The sequence below is a fragment of the Chelativorans xinjiangensis genome (assembly GCF_009812055.1).
GTDB lineage: Bacteria > Pseudomonadota > Alphaproteobacteria > Rhizobiales > Rhizobiaceae > Chelativorans > Chelativorans xinjiangense.
On the sequence record NZ_WQNH01000046.1, the window covers coordinates 21,485 to 39,087 of the forward strand.

At 64.9% G+C, this 17,603-nt stretch carries 17 protein-coding genes; 13 read left to right on the top strand and 4 right to left on the bottom strand.

From position 1 onward, the window contains the following. Positions 1 to 9: 9 nt before the first annotated feature. Complete coding sequence (locus tag GM910_RS21880; RefSeq protein ID WP_159591405.1) at positions 10 to 1,746, bottom strand: fumarate reductase/succinate dehydrogenase flavoprotein subunit; 1,737 nt, start codon at positions 1,744 to 1,746, stop codon at positions 10 to 12. A gap of 63 nt (positions 1,747 to 1,809) precedes the next feature. After that, positions 1,810 to 2,166 carry a gamma-butyrobetaine hydroxylase-like domain-containing protein gene (locus GM910_RS21885; protein WP_159591409.1) on the bottom strand — a complete coding sequence of 119 codons (357 nt, stop codon included), beginning with the start codon at positions 2,164 to 2,166 and terminating at the stop codon, positions 1,810 to 1,812. Between the two features lie 131 nt (positions 2,167 to 2,297). On the opposite strand from GM910_RS21885, the gene fdxA reads away from it, so the two are divergent. The 6 genes from fdxA to GM910_RS21915 all read left to right on the top strand — a co-directional run bounded on the left by fdxA (position 2,298) and on the right by GM910_RS21915 (position 6,270). Next, positions 2,298 to 2,633, top strand: a complete 336-nt coding sequence (gene fdxA / locus GM910_RS21890) for a ferredoxin FdxA (protein ID WP_159591412.1) — start codon at positions 2,298 to 2,300, stop codon at positions 2,631 to 2,633. A gap of 34 nt (positions 2,634 to 2,667) precedes the next feature. Next, positions 2,668 to 3,483 carry a ferredoxin--NADP reductase gene (locus GM910_RS21895; RefSeq protein WP_159591415.1) on the top strand — a complete coding sequence of 272 codons (816 nt, stop codon included), beginning with the start codon at positions 2,668 to 2,670 and terminating at the stop codon, positions 3,481 to 3,483. A gap of 14 nt (positions 3,484 to 3,497) precedes the next feature. After that, entirely contained in the window at positions 3,498 to 4,520 is a 1,023-nt protein-coding gene (locus GM910_RS21900; RefSeq protein WP_246226260.1) for a YeiH family protein, read from the top strand. Positions 4,521 to 4,641: 121 nt separating this feature from the next. Next, positions 4,642 to 5,265 (top strand): nitrile hydratase subunit alpha, encoded by a 624-nt coding sequence (gene nthA / locus GM910_RS21905; protein ID WP_159591421.1) that lies wholly within the window; start codon positions 4,642 to 4,644, stop codon positions 5,263 to 5,265. Next, the gene (gene nthB / locus GM910_RS21910; protein ID WP_159591424.1) at positions 5,262 to 5,921 is read left to right on the top strand and encodes a nitrile hydratase subunit beta; all 660 of its coding nucleotides are present in this window, start codon (positions 5,262 to 5,264) and stop codon (positions 5,919 to 5,921) included. Before nthA ends, nthB begins: the two co-directional genes overlap by 4 nt. Continuing rightward, positions 5,908 to 6,270 carry a nitrile hydratase accessory protein gene (locus GM910_RS21915; RefSeq protein WP_246226261.1) on the top strand — a complete coding sequence of 121 codons (363 nt, stop codon included), beginning with the start codon at positions 5,908 to 5,910 and terminating at the stop codon, positions 6,268 to 6,270. The genes nthB and GM910_RS21915 overlap by 14 nt, the downstream gene beginning before the upstream one ends. A gap of 14 nt (positions 6,271 to 6,284) precedes the next feature. Here GM910_RS21915 and GM910_RS21920 read toward each other — a convergent pair whose 3' ends face one another. Continuing rightward, positions 6,285 to 7,538, bottom strand: coding sequence for a S41 family peptidase (locus GM910_RS21920; RefSeq protein WP_159591430.1), 1,254 nt, complete (start codon positions 7,536 to 7,538; stop codon positions 6,285 to 6,287). 172 nt (positions 7,539 to 7,710) lie between these two features. After that, positions 7,711 to 8,760 (bottom strand): GntR family transcriptional regulator, encoded by a 1,050-nt coding sequence (locus GM910_RS21925; protein ID WP_246226262.1) that lies wholly within the window; start codon positions 8,758 to 8,760, stop codon positions 7,711 to 7,713. Between the two features lie 144 nt (positions 8,761 to 8,904). On the opposite strand from GM910_RS21925, the gene GM910_RS21930 reads away from it, so the two are divergent. From GM910_RS21930 to GM910_RS21960, 7 genes are all read left to right on the top strand, one after another. After that, positions 8,905 to 9,648 carry an SDR family oxidoreductase gene (locus tag GM910_RS21930; RefSeq protein ID WP_159591435.1) on the top strand — a complete coding sequence of 248 codons (744 nt, stop codon included), beginning with the start codon at positions 8,905 to 8,907 and terminating at the stop codon, positions 9,646 to 9,648. Then, a complete protein-coding gene (locus GM910_RS21935) occupies positions 9,648 to 10,739 on the top strand; it encodes an Ldh family oxidoreductase (RefSeq protein WP_159591437.1) in 1,092 nt (363 codons plus the stop codon). The genes GM910_RS21930 and GM910_RS21935 overlap by 1 nt, the downstream gene beginning before the upstream one ends. A gap of 127 nt (positions 10,740 to 10,866) precedes the next feature. Continuing rightward, positions 10,867 to 11,859: a C4-dicarboxylate TRAP transporter substrate-binding protein gene (locus tag GM910_RS21940; RefSeq protein ID WP_159591439.1), complete on the top strand. Its 993-nt coding sequence runs from the start codon at positions 10,867 to 10,869 to the stop codon at positions 11,857 to 11,859. A 42-nt stretch (positions 11,860 to 11,901) separates the two neighbouring features. Beyond that, complete coding sequence (locus GM910_RS21945; protein ID WP_159591441.1) at positions 11,902 to 12,399, top strand: TRAP transporter small permease; 498 nt, start codon at positions 11,902 to 11,904, stop codon at positions 12,397 to 12,399. Continuing rightward, positions 12,396 to 13,685 carry a TRAP transporter large permease gene (locus tag GM910_RS21950; protein WP_246226263.1) on the top strand — a complete coding sequence of 430 codons (1,290 nt, stop codon included), beginning with the start codon at positions 12,396 to 12,398 and terminating at the stop codon, positions 13,683 to 13,685. Before GM910_RS21945 ends, GM910_RS21950 begins: the two co-directional genes overlap by 4 nt. Before the next feature lie 132 nt (positions 13,686 to 13,817). Continuing rightward, positions 13,818 to 15,668, top strand: coding sequence for an AsmA family protein (locus tag GM910_RS21955; protein WP_159591443.1), 1,851 nt, complete (start codon positions 13,818 to 13,820; stop codon positions 15,666 to 15,668). 74 nt (positions 15,669 to 15,742) lie between these two features. Continuing rightward, on the top strand, positions 15,743 to 17,341 hold the full coding sequence (locus GM910_RS21960) for a protein O-mannosyl-transferase family (protein WP_159591446.1): 1,599 nt from the start codon (positions 15,743 to 15,745) through the stop codon (positions 17,339 to 17,341). The last annotated feature ends 262 nt before the right edge of the window (positions 17,342 to 17,603 follow it).

A 17,603-nucleotide genomic window follows, 5' to 3' on the forward strand; every position in this document is an offset into this window, starting at 1 on the left:
GGCTGCGTGTCAGGCCTGCGCCCGGACCCGCTGGTTGTAGTAGGCATCCTTCTCGTCGTCGGCGATGGGGATGATGTAAGGCTGGACCGCACGCTTCTCGCAGGACATCGCACCGTCCATTTTGGACAGGAGGACATGGCAGTTCCACGCCTCGTCATCGCGCTCGGGATGGTCCACCCGCCAGTGATAAAGACCCCAGCGGCTCTCCTGGCGGAAGAGCGAGGCGAAAGCCGCCATGTCGGCGCAGTCGAGGATGCTTGCCACTTCGGCCGCGCGCATCAGCTCATGCGCGTCGCGGGCGACCATGGCGTTCTCCATATCTTCGCGCACCTCCGCCAGCCGCGCCTGGCAGATTTCGTACTTCTTCGTCACCTTGGGCGGCTGCAGATAGTCGTTCACGAGGCGGCGGATCTTGTATTCGATCTGGTTGGGCGGAATTCCGTCCTCTCTCCTGGTAGGTGCCAGCACCCGCTCCCGCTCCACGGCGATAGCTTCTCCGTCATAGTCATCGAAATCCACCTCCGCCGCGAAATCGATCGCGTCCTCGCCGGCGACCGCGCCGTTCGTGAAGGCACCAAGCATGTAGTTGTGCGGCACGCTCGCCATGTCGCCGGCCGCATAGAGGCCGGGAATGGTTGTACGTGCGAACTCGTCGACATAGACGCCGGAGGCTGAGTGGCCCGAGCAGAAGCCGATCTCGGAAATGTGCATCTCGATCATGTCACGGGCGTATTTCGTGCCGCGCCCGTCGTGGAAACGGCCGCGGGTCGGGCGTTCAACCGTATGCAGGATCTGCTCGATGTGGTTCGCCGTGTCCTCGTGCAGGTGGTTGAGCTTGAGGAAGACCGGACCTTTGCCCGACATCAACTCGTTGTAGAACTCCTGCATCATCTGTCCGGACCAGTAGTCGCACTCGATGAAGCGCTCGTTTCGGCTGTTGGCCGTGTAGCCGCCGAAGGGGCCGGCGACATAGGCGCAGGCGGGGCCGTTATAGTCCTTGATCAGCGGGTTGATCTGGAAGCACTCCAGATTGGCGAGCTTTGCGCCGGCGTGGTAGGCCATGGCATAGCCCTCGCCTGAATTGGCCGCGTTCTCGTAGGTGCCGAAAAGATAGCCCGAGGTCGGCAGGCCAAGCCGACCGGCGGCTCCCATGCACATGATCACGGCCTTGGCCCTGATGACCAGGAATTCGCCGCTGCGCGTATTCACAGCGATGGCGCCCGCCGCACGCCCCCTTTTGCCGGTCAGGAGGCGGGTGGCCATGAAGCGGTTGGAGATGAGCACGCGCATGCGACGTAGCTGGCGATAAAGCGCCTTCTTGACCGTGTCGCCGTTCGGCATGGGCAGGACGTAGGTCCCCATGTGATGGACCTTCTTCACGTCATATTCGCCGGTCTCGTCCTTCTGGAACCGGATGCCGAACTGGTCGAGCTCCTGGATGATCGAATAGCAGTTCTGGGCGTATTTGTAGACGGCGGCCTGATCGCAGATGCCGTCATTGGCGATGGTGATTTCCTTCGTGTACTGCTCCGGCGTCGAATGCCCGGGAATGACGGCATTGTTCAACCCGTCCATACCCATCGAGATGGCGCCGGAGCGCTTCACATTCGCTTTCTCCAAGAGGATGACCGTGGCTTCCGGATTTTTCTTCCGGGCCTTGTAGGCTGCCATCGGCCCGGCCGTGCCGCCGCCGATGACAAGCACGTCGCACTCCACTTCCGACAGGCCCGACCGGATATCATCCATTCCTGCTCTCCTGAAAAATAGGCTTCTGCGACAAGGCTAGACCCGGAGGCGGCGGACTGTCCGTCAAGTTATTGCCTTCGCGCCGGCCGCCAGTTCCGCAAGGAAGCTCCAGGGGTAGATGCCGCGATCGTGGCCGTCCGAGAAAGCGATGTTGATGGCGTAGGTGCCGATCGGGCTGACCGAAGCGATGGCAAGATCCGCGGCGGGCCCGATGGTCGTGCCGGTCAGGCGTAGCCGCTTGGCCTTGGCCGACTGACAGTTCTGCCGCAGCGTCCGGGCCTCGAACACGTCCTGGCGGCCATCGCCCCAGACGAGGGTCAGCCTGTCGCGCTCAGTCGAGACCCGGACCTCGCGTGGTGGGGGGAGGGGGATCCCGTGTGCCGCCAAAGCCTCTCGCGGAGATGGCTCATGAGTGGTCATGCCTTTTCCCTTCCTGTCGATGAGGAAGCAGACCACGCCGCCTCGAACGGCGATAGCAACTAGTTGACTGAAGCACCCGCGACTTTGGGGGCATGGTCGAGGCGACTGATGAACGCCTCAAAGGGAAAGCCATGACCTTCGTCGTCACGGACAATTGCATCCGCTGCAAATACACCGACTGTGTGGAAGTCTGTCCCGTGGACTGCTTCTACGAAGGCGAGAACATGCTCGTCATCCACCCGGACGAGTGCATCGATTGCGGCGTCTGCGAGCCCGAATGCCCGGCCGATGCCATCATCTCCGACACGGCTGAAGGCGCGGAGAAATGGCTCGCGGTGAATGCGAAATATGCCGCCCTCTGGCCCGTCATCACCGAAAAGAAAGATCCGCTCGCCGACGCCGAGGAGTGGAACGGCGTTCCCGACAAGTTGCGCTTCCTGCGTGAGGGAGCGCCCGAATCCGCCTGAGCGACATCTGCAACCATCGGAGAACTACCGATCCATGAACGTCATCACCAGCCCAGAAGCCATCACTGCCGCAGCACCCGCCGGCACCCACACGCTTGGCGTCCTCAACGTGCATCACTACACCGACGGCCTTTTCCGCTTCCGCACGACGCGGCCGGCGAGCTTCCGCTTCCGCTCCGGCGAGTTCGTGATGATCGGGCTGATGGTGGACGGCAAGCCGCTGTTCCGTGCCTATTCCATTGCCAGTCCGTCCTGGGACGAGGAGCTTGAATTCTTCTCCATCAAGGTGCCCGACGGGCCGCTGACATCGCGCCTCCAGAAGATCGAGCCGGGAGACGAGATCCTGGTGCGCCAGAAGGCCACCGGGACGCTGGTCAACGACGCCCTGGTTCCAGGCCGGCGGCTCTACATGCTTTCGACGGGAACCGGGATCGCCCCTTTCGCCAGCCTCATCCGCGATCCCGAAACCTACGAGAAGTTCGATCAGGTCATCCTTACCCACACCTGCCGCGAGGCGGCCGAGCTCCGCTACGGCCTCGATCTCGTGGAGGGAATCCGCGGGGACGAGATGCTGGGCGAACTGTTCGATCCAGGCAGGCTCATCCACTACGCCACCGCCACGCGCGAGACCTATCGGCGACAGGGTCGCATCACCGACCTTATACGTTCGGGCAGGCTTTTTGCTGATCTCGGCGTGCCGGCTTTCGATCCTACCGTCGACCGCGCGATGATCTGCGGCTCCATAGACATGCTGCGCGAAACCAAGGTACTGCTCGAGGAGGCTGGGCTCGGGGAGGGCTCCAACAGCCGCCCCGCCGAGTTCGTCATAGAACGTGCCTTCGTCGAATGAGGCTTCCGCGCATCTTGCGCCTGGTTCCAGGCTTTGCTCTGTGTGTCGGCATCGCTCTTACAGCCAGCCTTGCCGATGCGCTGGGGCGGAGCTTGTCCGGCGGGCTCAGTCTGGATGCGTTGGTGCTGGCGATTCTTATCGCCGCCGCGTTCCGCGTCGTTTATGAGCCCGGCGCAAGGCTGCTTCCCGGCATCGATTTTAGCGCGAGAATCCTCCTGGAGGTAGCGGTCGCGCTCCTGGGCTTGTCGATCAGCCTGCAGCGCATAGCCGAAGCGGGGGTTGGCCTCCCCGCCACTATCGTCGGCGTTGTCCTGGTGTCGATCATCGCCAGCTACGTCATTTGCCGTTTCCTTGGAATCGGCAGGCATATGGCCGCGCTCATTGCCTGCGGCAACGCCATTTGCGGCAACTCCGCGATTGCCGCCGTTGCCCCCGCCATCCGGGCGTCACGAGAAGACGTTGTATCGGCGATCACGTTCAGTGCGGTTCTGAGCGTTGTCGTGGTCGTCTATCTGCCGCTCCTCATTCCACTCTTCGATCTTGCCGATCGCGAATACGGCATCCTGGCCGGGCTGACGATCTACGCGGTCCCCCAGGTGCTGGCGGCCACCGCACCGGCCGGCCTGCAGGCCGTACAGATCGGCACGACGGTCAAGCTCATACGCGTGCTGATGCTTGGGCCCGTGGTGGTGGCTATGTCGGCGCTTGCGGCAAGGCACCGGGCGACGCCAACGGACGATGCCGTACCGTCAGGCTGGCGGGAGGCCTTGGTGTTCACCAGGATGGTGCCCCCGTTCATCCTCGTATTCCTGTTGTTGGCCACGCTGAGCACCATCGGTTTGATTCCGGCAAAAATAGCCGCAGGCGCCGTCGCCCTTCACAAGGCACTTGCGCTCGTCGCGATGGCCGGGCTCGGCCTCAGCGTCGACGCGAGGCTTCTCTTCCAGATCAGCGGACGGCTAACGCTCGCCGTCACCGCATCTCTCCTGGTGTTGGTCGCCGCCAGCCTTGCTGCGATCCGGTTCGAGAGCTTCTAGGAACGGTCCGGGACCGGCTTATTCAGACGTGGCAACAGCCCCCAACCTTCGCTGTTAGGGTGCTCTCACCAATGCGTCACCGGCCTTGTCCTTCTCGGATTCGACGCATATCCTTTTGTCCATGCCCCACGCCCATGATCACGACCACGACCACGACAATGACCTCGATCACATGGCCGCACGGGTGCGCGCCTTGGAGATTATCCTGACACAGAAGGGACTGGTCGAACCCGCGGCAATCGACGCCATAGTCGACACCTACGAAACCAAGGTCGGCCCGCGGAATGGCGCGAAGGTTGTCGCACGGGCATGGTGCGATCCGGACTATTCCAACTGGTTGAAGCAGGATGCCACCGCAGCGATCGCATCGCTGGGTTTCACCGGCCGGCAAGGCGAGCACATGCAGGCCGTCTTCAATACCGAAGATACGCACAATCTCGTCGTCTGCACGCTCTGCTCCTGCTATCCCTGGTCCGTATTGGGTTTGCCGCCGGTCTGGTACAAGGCGCCGGCCTATCGCAGCCGGGCCGTTATCGATCCGCGCGGCGTGCTTGAGGAATTCGATGTGGATCTGCCGGCGCAGACGAAGATCCGGGTCTGGGATTCGACCGCGGAACTGCGCTACCTCGTCGTGCCGCTGCGGCCAAAGGGCACCGAAGGCCTGAGCGAGGAGGAGTTGGCGGCGTTGGTCACGCGCGATTCCATGATTGGCACCGGCCTGGCGCTGGAGCCATACCAGCCATGAATGGGCCCCAGGACCTCGGCGGGCAGATGGGCTTCGGGGCGGTTGCGCCGGAAAGGGACGAGCCTGTTTTCCACGCCGAGTGGGAGAAGCGGGCGCTCGGCGTAACACTTGCGGCAGGCGCGATGGGCGCCTGGACCATCGATGAAAGCCGCCATGCCCGGGAATGCCTCCACCCGGCGGACTACTACGCATCCAGCTACTACGAGATCTGGATCAAGGCGCTGGCGGTCCTGCTTCAACGCCATGGTTTTGTCACCGCGGATGAGTTGGCCGAGGGACGGGCGCTGGTCGAAGGCGCCAGGCCGAAACGGACGCTGAAGGCGGCTGACGTCGCGGCGGTTCTGGCAAAGGGCGCGCCGTGCGACAGGCCGGTCTCGGCCCCGGCGCGCTTCAAGGCCGGCGATCGTGTGCGAACGAGGAATTTCCACACCGAGGACCATACGCGGCTGCCGCGCTACGCGCGCGGCAAGCTCGGCGTCATCGAAGCCGTGCGGGGCGGGTTCGTCTTCCCCGATACAAACGCCCATGGGAAAGGGGAAAACCCGCAATGGGTCTACACCGTGGTTTTTGAAGGGCATGAGATCTGGGGTGAGACGAGCGATCCGGCGCTGACCGTCTCTGTCGATGCATGGGAGAGTTATCTTGAGCCTGCATGATCTGCTTCCGCAGGCCGACGATGATCGCGCATTCTCCGAGCCCTGGCAGGCGCAAGCTTTTGCGTTGACGCTCGCGCTCCACCAGAAAGGTGTGTTTTCCTGGAGCGAGTGGGCCAAGAGCCTGTCGGAGGAATTGAAGAAGAGGGGCGTAGCCGAGGATGGCAGCGACTACTACGAATGCTGGCTCTCCGCACTCGAAAAACTCCTTGTGGCCAAAAGCGTCGCTGCGCCAGGCGATGTGGATGCCTTGGCTGCAGCTTGGCAGCGCGCGGCCCACGCCACGCCGCATGGCAAGCCGATCCTGCTCGAGAACGATCCCCAACACCTCGATTGGAATAGAGCGCCGTAGCGGGCCTCGCAGCCTTATCCCTCGGCAAGGATGCGCCGCATCTCCTCGATGGCAGCATCGAGCTGAGGGTCGCGACCCGCTGAATAGGGCAGGCCGAACGTAGCCGGGGTATCCGGCTGAATGCCGCGCCCTTCGAGCCTCGTCTCCTCGCCGAGCACCGCGTCGGACACTGCCAGGATGAGCAGGCTGTCGTCGGGCAGGAGATAGGCACGGCCGGCCAGCAACGCGCCCGCCGTCCGCGCTCCCACGAGCGGTATGCCGTTCGTCTTCAGCGAATAGGCGAAGACTTCGAGGCCGCTTCTCGATCCCTCGTCGATGATGGCGACAACCGGCCTGTTCCAGCGCACATTGGCGAGAATTTCCTCGCCGTCGCGCAGGATAAGCCGGAACGGCGCCGTGTCGCCGACGAAAAGCTCGGCCGCATCGGACTGGCCGCCGCCCCAGCGGCCGCGCAGGTCGACGACCACCCCGTCCGCGTCTTTGAGGCGGCCGGTGGCAAGCTCCCGGGCGACGACGTCCATCGCATCGCGACTGGAGAGCGTCCATAGCCGAACATAGCCGATCCGCCGGCCGTCGCGCTCCGTTACGGTCGCGCTCTCCTCGATCGCCTTCGAGAAGCTCTGCAGCGGCCGCAGCCGCTCTACCGTGGCCTCGATGGTGATCGGTTCGGCGCCTTCATGCCGGCGCAAGCGCACCTCGACGGTGTCTCCAACCTTGTCTTGGAAGGACCTGATCTCGTCATAGGGCGCACCGTCCACCGAGACGATCTCGTCGCCGACCAGTATTCCGGCGCGATCCGCCGGCGAACCGTCATAGACATCGCTGACGAACAGCGCGCCGTCGGCCTCTTGGGCGACGATGCCGATGCCGAGATAGCTCGCCTCGCCTTCCGGCGGGAACAAACGCCGCATGTGGTCCCGTACCGCGAAGCGGAAGATGTCGATCAACTCGAAATAATCGATCCCATCCGGCTTGTAGCGCCCTGTGTGCGATGCATCGAGGCTGGCAAGCACCGTATCGATCGCCGCGTCGACCCGCGCTTCGGTGCTGTCGGCCGTCACCGGCGCCTCCTGGTCCTCCATCTCGTCTCGCACCGCCGTGACGAAGCGGTCGAGCGCCGACGCGTCGTAGAAATGTTCCATCACAAGCTCGACGACGTGGTCGAACACCGGTTGCCCGGATTGGGGCGGGTCGTCGGCGCGCGCCGCCACCGGCATGAGAAGAAGCAGGAGCGCTACCCGGAAGAAGCCGAGCGTGTTCGCTTTCATGGACCGCATCCCCTTTTCCTGGCCGTCATTATCTGCCGAACTGCGGCTGGAGCGAGACCGCCGGTCACGCTGCCGGAAAAATTTCGGACGCAGCCGCCGTGCCGCGTATGCGACTGCTTCCACGGCATCCTCCGGCCCGGCCCTGTAGGGGCCATAGCAGCGCGTTCGGCGCTCAGCTCTCGTCCAGACGATCCAGGTAAGGCAGGCTCTCGGCACGGAACTCGCGCCGGATGACGTCCACGCGTGCCAGCGCCCGGCCGCTGGAAACCTTCAGGTGGTGCTCGAGTGCACTTGCCGCCCCGGGGATGTTGCCCGCCTCCAGATACCGCACGATTTCCATGTGTTCCGGCAGGAAAGGCTCCGTGTTGAATAGCCGCGGCGTCCAGCGGTAAAGGAACCGGTGCGCGATCAGAAGCGACTGCGGCAGCGTGATCGCCTGCATCAATGTGCGGTTCCCGCAATATTCGAGCAGCGTCACGTGCATCTCCTCCTCCAGCCGGTCGAGGGTTGGCCCCTCGATGGCGTCGGCATGGGCAATGGCTTCGTCCAGATGCGCCCGCATGCCGGCCAGAAAATTCAGCGGCATGTTGGGCGCAGCCTTGGTCAGCGCCACGGGCTCCAGGATGCTCCGCAATTCGTACAACTCGCCGACATGCTCTGGCGTCAGCGCCGGCGCATACCACCGCGAGCGATCGTCCTTGCGCAAGACACCGCGCTGTTGCAGGCGGCCCACCACATCGCGCGCCACGGTGCGGCTGACGTGATAGTAGCGCGCCAGTTCCGCCTCGTTGACGCGCCAGCTCGCAAACGAGATGCGGCCGACGATTTCGTCCTCCACTTCCGCATAGATACGCTCCCAGCTCGGCCGGGAGACGAGCCGAAGGTCTTCTTCCGCCGGAACGCCCGTCCGGTGCGCGCTCACACCTTCCGAGGGCTTGCGCACCGCGTAGCCTCTGCCTTCCGACTTGACGACAAAGCCGCTCCTTTCAAGCTCGGCCAGCGCCCGTCGGGCGGGCGCGCGGCTGATGTCGAACTGCTCGGCAACGCCCGATTCGGTGAGCCGCGTGCCGGCCGCAAGCACGCCGTCGCCGATCTGCGCGGCGAGGATATCGAAGGCACGCTGGTAGAGCCGGGGTGCAAGGCCCGCGCCTTGCCCGCCGGCCCGCGAACGATCCTGCGGCCCTTTGCTCCCTTCTCGGTCTCCAGCCCGCGATGCGCTCACTTGCTCTCCCCTCCTGCAGCATTTGCCGGTGAGATGCGCCATCCCGAAACGGCTTGTCCAGGACAAGCATTTCGTATAGTGTAGACATTAGACGTTTTTTGACAACAGGTGAAGCAATCGCGGCCCGGGAGGAGGTTGAAGGCGATGGCGGCTCGGCTTGCGGGCAAACGCGCATTCGCGACCGGTGCGGGGCAAGGCATCGGGCGCGCCATTGTGCTCGCCTTCGCCGAGGAGGGGGCCGAGGTGGTCGCCGCCAGCCGCACGGCCGAGAAGATGCGCGACCTGCCCGAGCATTCGCCTTCGATCCGGCCCATCAGCCTCGATGTCACGGACGGTCCTGCCGTCGCTCGCGCTATTCGAGATGCAGGTCGCGTTGACATCCTCGTCAACTGCGCCGGCTGGGTGCACAACGGTACGCTGCTCGACTGCTCGGACGAGGACTGGGAGAGAAGCCTCGACCAGAACGTCACCTCCTGCTTCTTCACCATCCGCGCAGCCCTCCCCGGCATGATCGAGCGCGGCAGCGGCTCGATCATCAACGTGGCTTCCGTCGCCTCTTCGATCACCGGCGTGGCGAACCGCGCGGCCTACGGCGCCAGCAAGGCCGCCGTCATCGGGCTCACCAAGGCCGTAGCGCGCGACGTGATCCGCACCGGCGTGCGCGTCAACGCGCTCTGCCCCGGCACGACACAGTCGCCGTCGCTGGAGGCGCGCATTGCCACTGCCGACGACCCCGAGGCGACCCGCCGCGCGTTTGTCGAGCGCCAGCCCATGGGGCGGCTCGGCAATGTGAAGGAGATGGCCGCCGCAGCCCTTTATCTCGCGGGCGACGAGTCCGCCTTCACGTCGGGCACGATCATGGTCGTGGACGGAGGGCAGACGTTGTGATGGCGCTCGAACGCAAAAGGACCGAGGGCACCCCGCACCGGGTAATGGCGGACGCGCTCGACCGCTTCTGCCGCGCCGTTCTCTCGGTCGCCGGCGCGGATGCCGCGACGGCGAATGCGGCCACTCGCGCCATGTTGCACGGCTCCCGGCTCGGCATCGACAGCCACGGCGTGCGCTTGCTCGACCACTACGTCCGGGCCCTCTCGCACGGTCGGGTGAACCCGAGGCCGAAGCTTCACCTTGATTGGAAGGGCGGTGCCGCCGCCGCCCTCGAGGCCGACGACGCCCACGGCGCGCTCGCCGCTTACTTCGCCATGAACGAGGCCGGAAAACTGGCGCAAAGCCTGGGCATCGGCGCGGTCGCCATCCGCAACAGCTCCCATTTCGGCCCGGCCGGCGCCTATGCGCTTGCCGCGGCCGAGGCCGGCATGATCGGCGTGGCCATGTGCAATTCCGACAGCTTTGTCCGGTTGCACGAGGGCGCCCAGCGCTTCCACGGCACCAACCCGATCGCCTGTGCGGTGCCCGTTCCCGGCGGGCGCCCATGGCTGCTCGACATGGCCACAAGCGCGATCCCGTTTAACCGCGTCCAGCTCTACAAGAGCCTTGGCCTGAAGCTGCCTCAAAGCACCGCCTCGCGCACCGATGGCGAGGACACGGAAGATGCCGAGGAGGCCGAGATGCTCGCTCCGCTCGGCGGTGAGTTCGGCTTCAAGGGCGCGGGCCTTGCCGGTTTGGTCGAGATCTTCAGCGCTGTCCTCTCGGGTATGCGGCTGAGCCTCGACATCGCGCCGATGTTCGGACCCGATTTTTCCACACCGCGCGGCCTCGGCGCCTTCGTCCTCGCACTGAGGCCCGATGCTTTCGTGGGCGAGAAAACCTTCGCCGACGGCATGACGCGCTATCTGGCCGCTTTGCGCGGCTCGGCGGCGCGTACCGGTGGGAAGGTCATGGCCCCCGGCGATCGCGAATGGGCGGAGGCGGACCGGCGGGCGGTCGAGGGCGTCCCCCTCGACCCCGTCACGCTCGAAGCCTTTCGGCATCTTGCCGACAGGTTCGGCATCGAGATGCCGGGAGGGGCCGGCGCATGAACCACGGCGTCTGGGGGACGCGCCATGGTTCATGCATCCGGCTTTCTGTTCGCCTGTCGGCGAAGCTTGGCGTTCTGCCGTTTCGCCGGCCGATGGAGTGAACGCACTCGCGTAAGGAGGAGAAGAGATGCGTAGATTGACGAGACGGCTTTCGATTGCCTGCGCCGCATTAGCCCTTGCCGTGGGATTCCATGGCGGCGCCGGTGCGCAGGAGACCTTCACGCTCCGCTTCAACCATGTTCTGGGCCCCGACGAGCCCTACCACCAGGGCTTTCTGAACTGGGCCGAGCGTGTCGAAGAGCGCACCGACGGCGGGCTCACCATCGAGGTCTTCCACAGCGCACAGCTCGGCGTCGAAGAGGATATCATCGAGCAGATCCGCCAGGGCGCCAATATCGGCCAGAACACCGATTCCGCCCGGCTCGGCAACTATGTGCCGGGCATTGCCGTGGTCAACGGGCCCTATTTCGTGGAGTCGCTAGAGCAGGCCTACGCACTCGCCGATTCGCCCACGATGCAGGAATGGCAGAGCGAGCTGGCCGACCAACACGGCCTGAAGGTAGTGTGTTTCGACTGGGTGCAAGGCTTTCGCCACTTCTTCACCAACAAGGAAATCCGTACGCCGGAAGACCTCGCCGGCCTACGCATCCGCACGCCGCCCGCGCCCATCTGGCAGGAATCGGTGCGCGCGCTGGGCGCAGTACCCGTTGCCCTCAATTTCACCGACATCTATCCGGGCCTGCAGCAGCGGGCGGTCGACGGGGCGGAACTGGTCTATCCCAACATCACCTCCGCCAACCTCAACGAGGTGCTGAGCCACGCCAACGAGACCGCTCATATCCTGCTCGTCAACTTCCAGGTGGTCAGCGCGCAATGGTTCGACGGGCTGCCCGAGGAGTTCCAGACCGCGCTGGTCGAGGAATGCCGGGCAGCAGGGCAGGAGACTTCCGCGACCATCCAGCAGGCGGAAGAGGAGGCCAAGGCGCAGTTGATCGAAGCGGGCATGACCGTCGTCGAGGACGTGGATCTCGAAGCGTTCCGAAAGGCCGGCGAAAAGGCCTATGAGGCGCTCGGCCTCGTGGAGGCGAAGGATAAGGTGCAGGAAGAGATTGGGCGGTAGCACCGCCCGCGGAGGGCGAGAAGGGTCCGGCGAGGATAGCCCATGGCAGCCATATACGCTTTCCTGCAAAGGCTCGAGGCGGTCCTTGCCGGGGTCTTCCTGCTCCTCATGGTGGTCTTGATCTTCACTGGCGGGGTGGCGCGCATGCTGGGCCACCCCCTCAACTGGACCATCGATCTTTCCACGTCGTTCTTCGCCTGGGGTGCGTTTCTGTGCGCCGACATCGCCTGGCGGCGCAACGCGCTCATGTCGATCGACGTTCTGACGACGCGGCTGCCGGCGAAAGCCGCTCGCGCGCTCACCTATGTGAACTACGGGGTCATCTCGGCCTTCCTCGTCTATGTCGTTTATGCAGGCACGTGGCTTTCCTGGGTCAGCCGGGCGCGCGCCTTCCAGGGCATCCCGAGCGTCAGCTATTCATGGGTGACGGCGAGCATCGTCATAGGCGGCGTGCTGCTGCTCGTCACCACGCTCATCAAGGTGCGCGCCGCGCTTAAGGAGGACGGCTTCTTCCGCGCCTCCTCCGCAGCCGCACGGTGAGCGCCGTGCTGATCGTCGCCCTTGCCTTCGTCGCGCTCATCCTGATGGGCATGCCGGTCGCCTTCGCCATCGGCATTTCGGGTGCGCTGTTCTTCATCCAGCACCCGGAACTGCCCTTCACGATCCCCGTCCAGGTGACCGTCTCGCAGACGCAGAATTTCGCCCTGCTTGCCGTGCCGCTGTTCATCATGGCCGGCAATTTCATGAACCGGTCGGGCATCACCGAGCGGCTATTGGAACTGGCGTCGGTGCTCACCGGGCGGCTGACGGGCGGACTGGCGCAGGTCTCGATCGCCCTTTCGGCGCTGATGGGCGGCGTGTCCGGCTCGGCGATCGCCGATGCCGCCATGCAGTCGCGCATGCTGGGCGGCGAGATGGTCAAGCGCGGATTCACCCTGGGCTTTGCCGCCTCGGTGCTATCCTATGGCGCCGTTCTGACGCCGATTATCCCACCCGGCGTCGGCATGATCCTCTACGGCACCATCGGCCAGGTCTCGATAGGCCGGCTGTTCGCCGCCGGCTTCGTGCCGGCCTTTCTCCTGTGGCTCGGCCTTTCCATGGCGGTGTGGCTGACGGCCAGACGGCGCGGCTACAAGCCGGAGCGCGAGAGGCGGGCGACCGCGCGCGAGGCCGTCCTTGCCTTCACCGGCGGCATCTGGGCGCTTCTGTTTCCGGTCTTCCTGCTCCTCGGCCTGCGCATGGGCGTCTTCACGCCGTCGGAGATCGGCGCCTTCGCGGTCATCTACGCCGTCTTCATCGGCGTGCTCATCTACCGCAAGATGAAGGTGCGGGGCTTTCTCGAGGCGCTCGAGGGCAGCCTTGGCGACGTCGGTTCGGTGATGTTCCTGATCGCTCTGTCGGCCATCTTCAGCTACGGCATCGTGCTCGACCGCGTGCCGGAGGTGGTCTCCGGCTGGATTCTCGGCCTGACCGGCAATCTCCAGGGCGCTATGGTGCTGATCGCGCTCTTCGTGCTCGTCATCGGCTTCTTCATCGACGCCACCGTGCTCATCATCATGCTGACGCCGATCTTCCTGCCGCTGGTGCGCGAGCTCGGCGGCGACCCCGTCCATTTCGGCATCGTCTTCATCCTGGCCGCCACCATCGGCAATTTCACGCCGCCGGTAGGGGCGGCCATGTACGCCGTGTGCTCGATCCTGCAATGCCCCATCGGTGCCTACACGCGCGAATCCGCGCCGCTCTTCGCGGCGGTGGCGCTGGTGACATTGTTTTTGATCTTCGTACCGGGTGCGGTGCTCCTCCTGCCGAGGCTGATTTTCGGGTGAGATAGAACGTTTTCGTCCACAGGTTGCCGGGCGCCGGCTTGTCGTGACTTTTCAACATCATGGCGGCCAACCCTATTTTTGCTCGCTTCGGCGCGCTAGATTGTCGTGTGGCGGGGCAACAGAATTGCTGCCATGAGAACGTCGATCTTCATAGTGCTGGCAATAGCCGCTGTCGCAGCGGCAGCACTCATAGCCATACTTCCGCATGCTTCGGCGCAATTTGCCGAAGGGCGGATTGCCAGCCTTATCCACGCCTCGACCGGCGAGAATGTCCGCATTCACGGCAACACGACCGTCGCTGTGCTGCCGTTTCCCACCGTCACCATGGAGGACGTGGAAGTAAGGGAAAACGGTCGCCCCGACGAGCCGCCGCGCTTCACGATCACCTCTCTTAGCGCATCGCTTCGCGTTCTCCCGCTGCTGGGTGGGCGGATCGAGCCTCGCAGCTTGACATTGGATGACGCACGGATCCGCCTGAACTGGAACGCGAGCGGCGAAGATCCGCGGAAGCTGTTGTCCAGATTGGCGGGCTATGCGCAGCATCCCCTGTTCGCCAATGCCGGGGATGGCGGCATCGGCGAAGTCGTCCTGCGCAACGGTGCCATCCGGTTGGAGGATGACGGTACCGGGCGGGCGGAAGAGATTACCGGCATCAACATGAAGTTTGCGCGGAGAGCGATCGAGCCGTTCGTCGAGCTTGCCGGCTCGCTGGAGTGGCGCCGGCGACGGATCGACGTTAGCGCCGGCCTCGACGACCCGCAAAGCATTCTCACAAAGGGAAGCCAGGGCCATCTGACGATCGCCGCAAGGCCGGCGGTCCTGTCGGCGGGGGCGCTCGATTTCCTGGATCTTTGGTCGGGGCCTCACCGGCCGAGGCGGGCGATCACGCTGCTTGAGCCGGACCACGCTGTCGGCCCGCTCAGCATAGCCGGCATATTCAAGGCGACCGAAGGCGATACCGTGGCGTTGGAAGATGCGACCTTCGAACTGCCCGGAATGTCGGCATCGGGCAGTCTGGCCTTCGGATGGGGAGGCGAAAGACCGCGCCTCGACGGAGCGCTCGAAGTCGATGAACTCGATCTCGGCCCCTACCTGAGAGCGCTCCTTCCGGAGAAACTGGCCGAGTTGCTGAGGCTCCCCGCCGTGCCCCGCCAACTGCGCGGTATCGATATCGACCTTACTGCCGGGGCTCCGGCAAGTAGTTTCGGACTGTTCAGCGTCGCAAGTCCCACCGTGAGATTTCGCAACCGCGCGGGGCGGATGAGCGTGGCGCTGGAGGAGGCGGAACTGGCTGGCGGCCGTGTGCAAGGAACGCTGCTCGTCACACCGGTGGCAGCGGGGGCATCCGTACGTTTTGCCAGCCGCGTCGACGGCGTATCGGTGAGCGATATCGGTCGGGCGCTTTGGCCGGAGACCATCAGCCTGCCCATCGGCCAGGACCATCCGCCCGAGGGCGTCATCACGGCGGCGACCGAACTCACGGGACAGGGGAAGACGCTCGGCGCCGTTATCGCCTCGCTCGACGGCTGGGGCGTCGCCGTCGTCCGCGACGGAAGCCTCGATGGTGCCGACATCGTCTCGACGCTGCAGCGGCTGGCATCCGGCACCGTGAACCTTGGCACCGGCAAGCCCTTTATACCCGCTGCCGGACGGACATCGTTTTCGACCCTCATTGCCTCTGCCAACGTGCGGGACGGCGTTGTTCATGTGCCGCGGGTCCGCTTCGAGGGCGACCGTTTCGAGATCAGCCTGTCGGGCCGCGGAAAGCTTGTCGACGGTGAGGTCGAGGCGAAGGGCACCGCCTCCCTCCACGCCGCCGATGCGCCGGCTCGTCTGCGGATACCGCTCGTCGAACTTCCCTTCGGTGTGGGCGGCACGGTGCGCGAGCCGATGATCGCTCCAGGCATCCCGCGTATCGGCGCTCGTTCCGCATCGTTCTCGGCGAACGATATCATTCCAACGGAAAAACCGGGTACCGACTGATGCGGCTGGCGAGGGAAATCGGTAACGGAATGGATCGGCAGGGCGCCGCGATAGCGGCGGGTCCGCCTGGAGCAATGCCACGGCTGCTTCGCTGGCTCTTGACGGGCGGCCGGCAATCCGGGGACCGGGAAGGCTGGCGGCGCGCCTCGGCGGCGGCAGTGGCCGTTTTCCTGGCCTCGCTCGTCTATTACGGCTGGTGCATGTTTCCCGGGTTGGGCGGGGAGTTGAACGCCGGGGATTCGACGAAAATCCAGATCCTCGGCCACACGCCGATCATGCTGCACGGGCCGGGATATCCGTTCGTGCTTCTGCTCGGGGCAGGGGTACGCTCCCTCGGGCTGCCGCTGCCGCCGTGGTGGGCGATGACCTTCGCGCTTGCCGTTGTTCCGGCGGCATTCGCCAATGCCGTCGCTCTCCTCATCGTCTATCGCCTTACGCGCCACATCCGCACCGCCGTCGCCGCAGCGCTCCTGCTCGGCACGTCCAGCCTGATGGCCATCCAGGCGACGGAAGCGGAAGTCTACCCGCTCGCGCTCGCCTTCATTCTGACGACCGTCTTCCTGCTCCTTCTTTTCGTGGAAAGCCGCAGGGTCGGCTTCTTCGTCGCCGCATGTGCGGTCTATGCGGTCTCCTTCGGCAATCACCTGATGATGATCATGCTGTTGCCGGTCTTCACCTGGCTGACGGTCCTGCATTTCCGCCTGATCCTGCGCCCTCGCCCGATGGCCGCGATTGTCTTCTTCATCCTGCTCGGGGCCGGTCAGTACCTCTATCTCGCCTACACCGCCTATAGCCCGCACACGGCCTATTCGGAATACATGCCGCTGCCGCCGCCGCCCATGGAACTGGTCGAATATATCCGCGGCACCTATTTCGCCGATCTTTACGGGTCCGGTCTCGATTCGACGCGAACGCTGGAAGACCTGGTCTTTACGCTTCGCTCCGCCCATCCGTGGGTCTCGGCGCCGCTGATCGTCGTCGGCATCGCGCTTTTCGTCGCCGGCTGCAGGCGTCGCGATGCTGCCTGGCGGGGCCTGGCACTCGTTTACGGTGCGGCACTTTCCTTCACGCCCTTCATGCTGTGGTACGGCGCCTACGACATCCGCGCCTTCCATCTCCCGGTTCTGGGGCCGCTTCTCGTCGCTGTCGTGGCGACGCTGGCCTGGTGGCTCGCGCGCCGCCCGGTTCTTCGCGACGCGGTGGCGACGCTGCTGCTGGTCGTCGGGATCGTGCGGGCGGAGCACGTCGCCACGCTGCTGCAGGACCGCGAACCCCTTTTCGACGGTTTGAAGCCGACGATCAGGCAGATGGTCGCCGATGCGCCGGTCGAACATCCCTTGTTCGTCATGCCCTACGGACTGCGCATGGCGGCGCTCTATTACGAATTGTCGGGCGAGCTCCCGCGTTCGCCCGCCTATCGCGTCTGGTGGCGGGCTGTGCCGGAAGTCAAGCACCTGGCCGAGGTCGGCGGCGTCGTCGTGCCGACCGACGGCTTCCAATTCGTGCAGTGGGTCGAGCATGAACGGCCCGAGCTGCGGTGCACGACCCGCGAGGTGCCCCTCCGGGAAAGGCGGTGGCCGGCCTACGCCTTCGTCTGCCAAAGCGATTCGGGGCCGCCGCCGGGAGGTGCAACGTTCAAGGTATCGACGCCGACTATTGGGCAACATCGCTGATCTCCTCTCGCCGCGGCCTCGCCCGCCCGCCGACGAGCTCAGGGTGAGGGCAGGCGCGTTTCATCCTCGCCACGCCCGCTTTCGCGTCTGGCCATTGACCCTTCGACAAGCTCAGGGTGGGAAGCGGGGCGCGTCTTCGGCACCGCACGAGGCGCTTTGGGGGCACCTCAAATTAGGCGCGTCCAACGCGCCCCACCGGAGTCTGTCCCGCCGTCGGCCGGTCACTCGGGCTCCCCGCCCTTCCCGGCTGCACCCAATTGGG

Bases quoted from the DNA above. Each gene is read 5' to 3' on its own strand.
- GM910_RS21895 (WP_159591415.1), top strand. From the start codon at position 2,668: ATGAACGTCATCACCAGCCCAGAAGCCATCACTGCCGCAGCACCCGCC.
- GM910_RS21920 (WP_159591430.1), bottom strand. From the start codon at position 7,538: ATGAAAGCGAACACGCTCGGCTTCTTCCGGGTAGCGCTCCTGCTTCTT.
- nthA (WP_159591421.1), top strand. From the start codon at position 4,642: ATGCCCCACGCCCATGATCACGACCACGACCACGACAATGACCTCGAT.
- GM910_RS21955 (WP_159591443.1), top strand. From the start codon at position 13,818: ATGAGAACGTCGATCTTCATAGTGCTGGCAATAGCCGCTGTCGCAGCG.
- GM910_RS21945 (WP_159591441.1), top strand. From the start codon at position 11,902: ATGGCAGCCATATACGCTTTCCTGCAAAGGCTCGAGGCGGTCCTTGCC.
- GM910_RS21880 (WP_159591405.1), bottom strand. From the start codon at position 1,746: ATGGATGATATCCGGTCGGGCCTGTCGGAAGTGGAGTGCGACGTGCTT.
- GM910_RS21960 (WP_159591446.1), top strand. From the start codon at position 15,743: ATGCCACGGCTGCTTCGCTGGCTCTTGACGGGCGGCCGGCAATCCGGG.
- fdxA (WP_159591412.1), top strand. From the start codon at position 2,298: ATGACCTTCGTCGTCACGGACAATTGCATCCGCTGCAAATACACCGAC.
- GM910_RS21885 (WP_159591409.1), bottom strand. From the start codon at position 2,166: ATGACCACTCATGAGCCATCTCCGCGAGAGGCTTTGGCGGCACACGGG.
- GM910_RS21935 (WP_159591437.1), top strand. From the start codon at position 9,648: ATGGCGCTCGAACGCAAAAGGACCGAGGGCACCCCGCACCGGGTAATG.
- GM910_RS21930 (WP_159591435.1), top strand. From the start codon at position 8,905: ATGGCGGCTCGGCTTGCGGGCAAACGCGCATTCGCGACCGGTGCGGGG.
- GM910_RS21940 (WP_159591439.1), top strand. From the start codon at position 10,867: ATGCGTAGATTGACGAGACGGCTTTCGATTGCCTGCGCCGCATTAGCC.
- nthB (WP_159591424.1), top strand. From the start codon at position 5,262: ATGAATGGGCCCCAGGACCTCGGCGGGCAGATGGGCTTCGGGGCGGTT.